The sequence below is a fragment of the Bacillota bacterium genome (assembly GCA_036504675.1).
Lineage (GTDB): Bacteria > Bacillota > Sulfobacillia > JAJYWN01 > JAJZPE01 > DASXUT01.
On the sequence record DASXUT010000003.1, the window covers coordinates 1 to 8,246 of the forward strand.

The following is an 8,246-nucleotide window of genomic DNA, read 5'->3' on the forward strand; positions in this document are numbered from 1 at the left end:
CGCTCCTCCTCGCTTGACCTTGATCTTGCCGTCAAGTCCATCGTAAGGGAGCGGGGGATGGCTCGCTATGACCCAGGTCACACCGGGCTGTGATGTCGTCGAGCCGGCCGCCCGAATTGTTGATCTTCGTCAATGCCCAAGGAGCCACGGCGGGTCAAGGTGGAATCAAAGGAGGGAGTCGGATGAAGAAGGACCTGACCTGGAAGGTGAGGGGTACCGGGATCGCCCTGATGGGCCTGACGGCCGTCTTCACCCTGCTGGGTGGCGTGGGCACGGTCTGCGTCGCCTGGGGCGCCGAGAAGTGGAAGCCCTTCGCCGGGCTGGTTCCCTACAAGCCGATCTACCAATGGGCCACGGTCGTCACGCTCCTGGCCGGGCTGGCCGGAATGATCATCACCTACGCTCTGCTCCGTGGGGAGAAGTGGTCCTATGTCGGCGCCCTGACGACCCTGGTGGTCGGCCCCCGGTCTGGGCCGGGTCGATCCACCTCGTCGATGGCTTCAACCTGGCCAACGTGATCCACATCCCGCTGACCGTGGGCGGCGTGGCCATGGCCGCGGGCGGACGGGTCGCCGAGGGAAGGGGGCCACTCCAATGATGGAAGGCCTCAAGCACATGGATGGCCTGTCCCAGATGCTGATGGCCATCTTCTTCGTGATCATGACCTATCGGGCGACCACCCAACCGTCCAAGCCGCAGAACGTCCTCTGGTTTGCCGGGACGATGGTCTTCGCGCCAATCGTCGACATGACCGTCAACAAGGGTAGCTTCCACTCCCTCTGGGGTGCCCCTGGGGACGATCCTCACGGCCGCGTCAGGGTACGTGCTCTGGGCCGTGCCGTTGAAGAAGATGGTCCTCGACGCGACCATGCAACCGGTGGTCACCTTTACCCTGCTCTTTTCGGGCTGCTCGGCCTGATGCTCGGGTTCACCCTCAACCCGCGGTGGCTGGGAAGCGACCCGACCGTCCGGAACGTCTCCAAGGCGACGGCCGTCTCGGCCTGAACGACCCGCCTTCCGCCCCGCCCCCTCCGAAATCCATCCCCAACCCTGAGGCCGGCCGCCCTGGCCGGCCTGGCCTTTTCACCCGGGGGACGCGAGCCCGACAGGTCCCCGGCCGGGCCTGCCGAATACCCCTATAGACTGCGGCCGCCCGGCTTCGGGGCCGGGCGGGGGAGGCCTGCCGATGAGCCGCTGGACGTTGCTGCGCACCCGCACCATCTACCACAACCCCATCGCCACGCTGGTCGAGGAGTGCCGGCAGGACCCGCGAAGCAGGAACGAAGTCCCCTTCTTCGTCCTCAAGTTCCCCGACTGGGTCAACGTCGTGCCGGTGACCGAGGATGGGCACGTCGTCCTCGTCCGCCAGTACCGAGCCGGGATGAACGCGGCGACGCTCGAAATCCCCGGGGGGACCCTCGATGAGGGGGAGACCGACCCGGCCGAAGCGGCCCGCCGCGAGCTCTTGGAAGAGACCGGCCATGCCGCCCAGGAGTTCATCTACCTTGGCCGGGTCGTCCCCAATCCGGCCATCCAGGGCAACTTCTGTCACTTCTACCTGGCCCCCGGAGCTCGTCGGGTGGGGCCGCAGCACCTCGACCCGACCGAGGAGATCAGCCTCGAGGTGGTGAAGATCGAGGACGTCCGTCGGATGATCGCCGACGGCGAGATCGTCCATGCCCTGGGCATCCTGGGGTTGCTCTACGCGCTCAAGTACCTGGAGGCCGAGGAGAAACCCGACCGCTGATCGGCCAGGTCCCGGTGGACTGGTTCTTCAGCCTCCCGCCATTAGCCCACCCGGCCGTCGCGAACCGACGCCGGGTTTTAGTGTGTCCGTTGGCTGTAAAAGATTTGACATTAGGGCGCGGCGAATGTAAAATCTTTTACAGGGAATATATTGTTCCAATAGAGGAGCAAGCCGGACTGATGAATGAACCCCTGGACCTCTCCGAAGCCGGCGAGATTTTTCCGGTCATAAGGGAGCTGGTGGTTACCGGTAATCCCCAGTGCTCTCGCAAGGTGAACGAGGCCATTGACCGAGGCGAACTCACCGTGAGGGACCTGAAGCAGTGCATGATAACGGCGCGGGGGATTCACAAGGCGGAGAAAGACGACCTGGGGATGGCCCTTGACGGCCGGAAGTACTTCATTATTGGGCGGGGCTCTTACGGCCAGAGGGTGTATACCTGCGGACGCATCTTCCTGACCCCAGAGGGCCATCGGGCCTACTTCTTCATCACGGCCCATGAGGCCAACGAGAAAGACTAAATGGAGGAATCAAGAGTGTCCTTGCCAACCTTCGGCTATCCATGCCAGGAATGCGGGCAGGGGATCGTTGAGCCCAAAGTCCGCCCCAAATACGAAACCAAGATTCACGGCCATCCTTTTGTGGTAGAGAATGCCGTAATTGGCGTGTGCAATAAGTGCGACGCCGAGCATTTCTCTTCAGCGGAGAGAGAACGCTGGGAGCAGCTATTTGAGGAAAGCCACAGACACCTTTACCTGAGCCCTGGGCAGATTCGTGAACTGCGGCAGTCTTTGGGCCTGACCACTGAGCAGTTCGCTCAGCTCATCGGCAGCACCAGGCAGTCCATCTACAATTGGGAGCTTCCCAACCGGAAGTCCAACCAGTCCAGGACCGCGGACTTGCTGTTTAGACTCGTTTCGGAAAGTTGGCAGACGGGGAAGGTGGAGGTCATTGCTTTCCTGACTCAACGGGCCAAGGAGTGGGGGCATGAGCTGCATCTTCAGGGGGGAAATGAGGGGGATACGACTTTCTGGCTTAAGGTACAGTGTTCCCCTCTCAAGGAGGAAACCCCAGCGTACGCGAAGCTGGCCGCCGATTCCGGGGGTGACCGGATGATCCGTGTCCTGCGGGATGCTTCTGGTCGGGCTTGTGGGGAGATTAGCTACGATTTCGCGGAAGGCGCCTTGGCAGTAGAGCTGTATGACGGTCATGGAGACAGGCCAGTGGATATGGAGGTTGTGTACACCGACGGGGCAAGGAATACGGTGCCCGGCCTTGACCTATCAACCGGCCGTTCAACATTCCTGAAAGGTGTCTCCCCAAAGACCTTAGATCATATCGCTAAGATCGGTCTACACCGTCGTTTGAGGTCAAGATGATGGCCACGACTAACATCGAAATCAGGAATCTGGAGTTGAAGATTACCAGGTCCCTATCTTCCTCACCGCGGCCCATGCCCACGCGGCCCTCTTCGGCGTCTACGGGATGTTCGCCATCGCTCTCCTCCTGTATGTGCTGCGAAACCTGGCGGGTAAGGGAGCCTGGGGGGAGCGGCTGCCGCCGGTGGCCTTCTGGGGCCTCAACGCCGGCCTCGCCGGGATGCGGCTTCTGGGCCGCCCGCGACCCCGGGTTCTACCGGACCCCGTCTTCATCGTCTTGGGCGCCGTACCCATCGCCTGGCTGGCGATCCGGGTCTTCCTGGGGTTGGGTGGCCGCGCGGCGGTAAAGCGGGGCCGGCCCGAGGCATTGAGACAGTGAGGTGGAGTTCGCCTGGTTCGGTGACGCCCGGTCAATAAAGAGAGGCTCCGGCTGACCACTCAGCCGGAGCCTCCTTACGGGCCCTTACTAGACTGGCCCTTACCAGCCCGTTCAACGTCACACCCGAGGCGTGTCCTCGTCGAGGATCCGTCTCTCGCCTTCCAGCTTGCGCAGGCCGCTGATCTCCTGGGTCGTCTCGACCGTCCCCAGGTAGTTCCCGGCCTTGTCGCGGACGGGGAAGTAGCGGATGGAGATGAACTTGCCGTGGTACTCGAACCAGAAGTCGGCCGCCTCGCGCCGACCGGCCCGGAAGTCGTCGATGATCCTTTGGACCCGGTCGACGCTCTTGGGCGGGTGGCAGCGCTGGACCTTGCGGCCGATGTCGGTCTTGGCTCGGGCGAAGATCCGACCTTCGCGGGGGAGGTTGAAGTAAGCCAGCTTGTCCTCGGCGTCGACCAAGGAGACGTCGACGGGCAGCGCGTCCAGTAGGTTCAGCAGCGTCTCGGCCGGCAGGTCCTCGAAGAGGTCGGTCGAGGAATAACGGCTCTTCTCGTCGCGCCGGCTTCCGTCCGGGTTCTCACTCATCGCTCAGGACCTCCTTGGGAAGTTCGAAATAGCCGAGGTCGTCGCACTCCTGCTTGATCTCCCGCCAGTCGGTCTCGCTCAGGAGGCGCAGGGCCACCGGGTAGAGGACCCGTTGCTCCTTGGTCGAGTGCTGGATGAATTGCTCCGTCAGGGCAATCCACAGCCCGCTCAGGCGATCGATGTAGCCCTTGAAGCCGACGTCGGGCGGCGGTTCGGCCACCAGCTTCTCGATGTCGCGACGCATGTCCTTCATCCGGGAGTGCTCCTCCCACATGACCGCCGGAGGCTCCTCGATACCGTACTTCTCGAGGACCGGGAAGAGCGTGTTCTCCTGACGCGTGTCGTGGTTCTCGGCCTCGCGAAGCCTGGCCACCACTTGCCGCAACCGCCCAAGGGCGGCGCCGGCCTCATCGAAACCGGCCTTCCCGGAGGCCTCCCCGATCAACGCCTGCCCCTCGTCGAGCCAGAGGAGGATGGCGTCCTGATCCTTGGTGAAACGCCACAGGGGATGGCCCTTGGGGACGTCGATCTTGGCCTGGTCGAGGGTCTCCCGAAACAGCTCCAGGTGGATCTCGCAGGCATTCATCAGGTCGTGCGTGGTCAGGCCTTCCTTGGCCAGCTCGGCCTCGGCGGCGGCGATGATCACCGGGTCGGCCTCTCGGAGGAGCTCCTTGAACCTGGCCTTGAGCGGGCCCACGTCATCGGCCGTCGTCAGCCGCTTGACGATCGCCTTGATCTCTTCCTTGACCTTCTCCGAGTGGTCCGGCCCCGCGGCCGCCCCCTGCCGCAGTTCGGTCTCGGCTTCCGACAGCCTGGCCCGGAGCTCCTCGTAGGTCATCCCGCCGCGCTGGGCGATCTTGGCCATCGACGTCCGAGGAGCCATCAGCCCGCGGACCGTGGCGTTGCCAAGCAGGCCGTAGCTTGGGGAAAGACGGGTCAACACGGGCAAGAGGCCGGGGTATTGCTTCATCGCTTCAGCCAGTGTCGTCTGCTTCTTGAGGTCGAGCACCGGAACCCTCCTTCCGATTTCGCCGTTGCCAGGCTTGCCGGCCGAAGCTAGGATGCCCGGCGGCCGTCGCGCTACTTCGCCGCCGTCCACCTCCCTCAGACCAGTTCCTCCAGGGTCCGCACATCGATGAGCAGTTCGCCGGCCTCGCCGGCGATGATCCCGTCGCGCCGGAACTCGCCGAGAATCCGGCTGACCGTCTCCCGTGAGACCCCGGCCATGTTGGCCAGGTCTTGCTGGGACAGCTCGAGGCGGAGGAGGCGCCGGTGCCCCTGGTCGACGCCGATCTGCCCGGCCAAACGCAGAAGGATCCGTCCGACCCGGCTGGGGGCGGTCATCAGGCCGAGGTCCCTGACCTGTTCTTGGAGCCCGCGGATGCGGCGCTCCATCACGGCCAGCAGCCCCATGGTGAGCTGGGGGTGCTCAGTCAGCAGGGCCGAGAAGTCCTTTCGGCCGACCAGGCCCAGGCAGGTGGCGCCGACGGTGGTCGCCGTCGCCGGCGCCGGCCCCCCGTCGAGGAAGCCGACGTGGGGGAAGAAGTCTCCATTGGTGAGGACGCTGACGATCTGTTCGCGCCCCTCGGCGTCGGTCCGGGCCGCCTTGACCATCCCCGACTTGACGAAGTAGACCGCCTCGACCGGATCCCCCTCGGCGAAGACGTACATCCCGTCGCGGTACCTGCGTTCACGGACCAGCGCTCCAAGGGCGGCCAGGTCGGCCTGGGTGAGGTCGGAGAAGAGAGGGAAGGAGCGAAGGTCATCGTCCACGGCCGGGTCTCCTTTCAGGTGGGCAGGGTGAAGGAAAAGGTCGCTCCGCGCCCGGCCTCGCTCTCCACCCAGATCCGCCCACCGTGGGCCTGGACGAGCATCTTGGCGATGTACAGGCCGAGGCCGAGGCCGTCGACCTGCCCGGCCGACGTCGGTGAGCGGTAGAACCTTTCGAAGATATGGTCCACGTCTTCGGCGGTGATGCCCGGCCCTTGATCGGTCACCGAGATGACCACCTCGGACAGGGCTCTCCTGGCTCGAAGGGTGATGACCGTCGAGGGCGGGGAGTATTTCACCGCGTTGGTCAGGAGGTTGGTCAGGACCCGCTCGAGCGAGCCCGGATCGGCCTGGACCGGGGCCAAGTCAAAGGGCACGTCGAGATCGAACCGGTCGGGGCCGCCCTCCCCGGCCATCCGGTCGACCACATCGAGGGCGAAGGAGGCCAGATAGATGGGTTGCTTATCGAGGTGACGCTGCCCGACCTCCAGGCGCGCCGAGTCAACCAGGTCCTGGATCATCGAGGCCATCCGCCGGCCGGCCTGCTCGATGGCCCGGACGCTGCGGATCAGGCGGGCCGGCTCGGCCTGCCCGTCGATCAGTCTCTCGAGGAGCTGGGCGTGCCCCTGGATGGCACTGAGCGGTGAGCGGAGGTCGTGGGAGATGGTCCTTACGAAATCATCCCGCTGTTCCTGCAACTGGCGGATGGGGGTGATGTCGGTGAAGCTGACGACCACTCCGATGAACTCCCCGTCGGGAGTTCGGATCGGCGCGGCACTGGTCGAGAGCCAGACCACCCGATCATCCGGAGCTCGGTGCCAAGTGACCACGCCGGCCGCCGCGCCGCCCTTGAGGGCATCCCAACTGAGCAGCCCTTCGAGGGCCACCGAACGACCGTCGGCCGTGGTCGGATGCATCCGGGCCAGGTGCTCTATCAGGACTTGGCCGGAGTCGGCCGGCGAGACCCCGGTCAGCCGTTCGGCCAGCGGATTGACCAGGACGACTTTCCGGTCGGGGGCGAAGATGATCAGGCCGTCGGCCACGGAGTTGATCGTCGCCTCGAGTTCGGCGGCCTTCTCGGTGATTGCCGCCAGCAGCCGCTCCCGCTCGCTTCCGGCCGTCCACTCGGCGGTGATGTCCCTGACGGTCATGACGAGGAGGGCCTTCTCGCCGGCCGAGTTGCGGACGATGTTGCCGTTGCAGCTCAAGGCCCGGACGGCGCCGGTGGCCGGGTTGCGAACCCGCATCCGGAAGTCGCTCACCGTCTCGTTCCTGAGCAGCCGGCTGAACGGCCAGGCGTCGATGGGGAGAGGCCGCCCGTCGAGGTGGTTCACCTCATACCGGTCCATGTAGTAGCTGATGGGCCGCAGAGCTTCCTCCGGCGTCGCCAAACCGGCGATCCGGGCCAGGGCCGCGTTGGCCCTGGTGACCCGCCCGTTCACGTCCATGACCATGAGCCCCTCATCCAGGCTGTCGACGAGGGCTTCGAGTTCGGCCAGTCCGGCTTCGAGACGCCCGGCCAGGTCCTCGGCCTTCTTCTGAGCCCTGACTTGGGGAGAGACGTCGGTCACCACGATCAGGATGGCCTCGACCAATCCCAACTGGTCGGGGATGGGGACGCAGTCGATGTCACAGTAGACCGGCTCCTCCCCGGTGGGGGAGCTCAGGCAATGAGCCAGGCGATGGGGTTGGCCGGTCCGGTAGATCTCGTCCAGCTTTGGCGCGTCGGACTTGACCATCGAGGGAAAGATTTCCCGCAGCGGCTTCCCGACCGGGAGGTCCTCGGGCACCCCGGGCAATCGCCGCAGGGCCGAGTTCACCAGCGTCAACCGGTGGTCGGACCCTCTGACGACGATGATCCCGGCCGCCGTGTGCTCGATCAACTTCTCCAGGAAGACCTCCTGGCGGCGGATGGTCCGGTTGGCCCGCGACTGCTCGCTGGCGATGACGGCCAGGCGCGCGGCGAGGAGGGCGGCGGTGAGCACGGGCACCGCCAAGAGCCCCGCGGCCGTAAGGGCCTTCCCCCACAGGCCGGCCCAAAAGCTCGTCGGGGCTATTCCGACAAGGACTCTCCAGGGGGCCAGGGCGGTCGAGGAAAAGCCGCCAAGCCTGGTCACCCCGTCGGAGAAAGGCCCGGTCCAAGTACCGCTGTCCTTGACCCTGATGCGTTCCCAGGCCGGACCAAGCGGGGTCGCCAGGACACTCTCACCGACCCATCGCTCCGGGGTTTCAGAGCGGGCGATGACTCTCCCGTCCGGGTCGATGACCACGGCTACGCTGTTCTCGGGCAAACGGGCCCGGGTTATCAGCTGGTGGATCGGCAGCATCTCGAAGGTCGCCGCCACCGTCCCACTGACCCGGCCGTCCGCTCCGCGGGTCGAGTGGG

Annotated in this window: 10 protein-coding genes; 6 read left to right on the plus strand and 4 right to left on the minus strand. The window is 65.2% G+C overall.

Annotated elements, in window-relative coordinates; translation table 11 throughout:
* The first annotated feature begins 182 nt into the window (after positions 1 to 182).
* The 6 genes from VGL40_00055 to VGL40_00080 all read left to right on the plus strand — a co-directional run bounded on the left by VGL40_00055 (position 183) and on the right by VGL40_00080 (position 3,505).
* Positions 183 to 518 carry a hypothetical protein gene (locus tag VGL40_00055; protein ID HEY3313666.1) on the plus strand — a complete coding sequence of 112 codons (336 nt, stop codon included), beginning with the start codon at positions 183 to 185 and terminating at the stop codon, positions 516 to 518.
* Positions 519 to 594: 76 nt separating this feature from the next.
* Positions 595 to 1,005, plus strand: a complete 411-nt coding sequence (locus VGL40_00060) for a hypothetical protein (GenBank protein HEY3313667.1) — start codon at positions 595 to 597, stop codon at positions 1,003 to 1,005.
* A gap of 181 nt (positions 1,006 to 1,186) precedes the next feature.
* On the plus strand, positions 1,187 to 1,747 hold the full coding sequence (locus VGL40_00065) for an NUDIX hydrolase (GenBank protein ID HEY3313668.1): 561 nt from the start codon (positions 1,187 to 1,189) through the stop codon (positions 1,745 to 1,747).
* Between the two features lie 179 nt (positions 1,748 to 1,926).
* Complete coding sequence (locus tag VGL40_00070; protein HEY3313669.1) at positions 1,927 to 2,268, plus strand: hypothetical protein; 342 nt, start codon at positions 1,927 to 1,929, stop codon at positions 2,266 to 2,268.
* Between the two features lie 15 nt (positions 2,269 to 2,283).
* Complete coding sequence (locus VGL40_00075; protein ID HEY3313670.1) at positions 2,284 to 3,126, plus strand: helix-turn-helix domain-containing protein; 843 nt, start codon at positions 2,284 to 2,286, stop codon at positions 3,124 to 3,126.
* A 106-nt stretch (positions 3,127 to 3,232) separates the two neighbouring features.
* Positions 3,233 to 3,505, plus strand: a complete 273-nt coding sequence (locus tag VGL40_00080; protein ID HEY3313671.1) for a hypothetical protein — start codon at positions 3,233 to 3,235, stop codon at positions 3,503 to 3,505.
* A 117-nt stretch (positions 3,506 to 3,622) separates the two neighbouring features.
* Here VGL40_00080 and VGL40_00085 read toward each other — a convergent pair whose 3' ends face one another.
* The 4 genes from VGL40_00085 to VGL40_00100 all read right to left on the minus strand — a co-directional run.
* A complete protein-coding gene (locus VGL40_00085; GenBank protein ID HEY3313672.1) occupies positions 3,623 to 4,090 on the minus strand; it encodes a PAS domain-containing protein in 468 nt (155 codons plus the stop codon).
* The gene (locus VGL40_00090; protein HEY3313673.1) at positions 4,083 to 5,099 is read right to left on the minus strand and encodes a DUF438 domain-containing protein; all 1,017 of its coding nucleotides are present in this window, start codon (positions 5,097 to 5,099) and stop codon (positions 4,083 to 4,085) included. The genes VGL40_00085 and VGL40_00090 overlap by 8 nt, the downstream gene beginning before the upstream one ends.
* A 95-nt stretch (positions 5,100 to 5,194) precedes the next feature.
* Positions 5,195 to 5,863: a Crp/Fnr family transcriptional regulator gene (locus VGL40_00095; protein ID HEY3313674.1), complete on the minus strand. Its 669-nt coding sequence runs from the start codon at positions 5,861 to 5,863 to the stop codon at positions 5,195 to 5,197.
* Positions 5,864 to 5,877: 14 nt separating this feature from the next.
* Positions 5,878 to 8,246, minus strand: a 2,369-nt coding sequence (locus VGL40_00100; GenBank protein HEY3313675.1) for an ATP-binding protein, incomplete at its 5' end; no start/stop codon positions are given.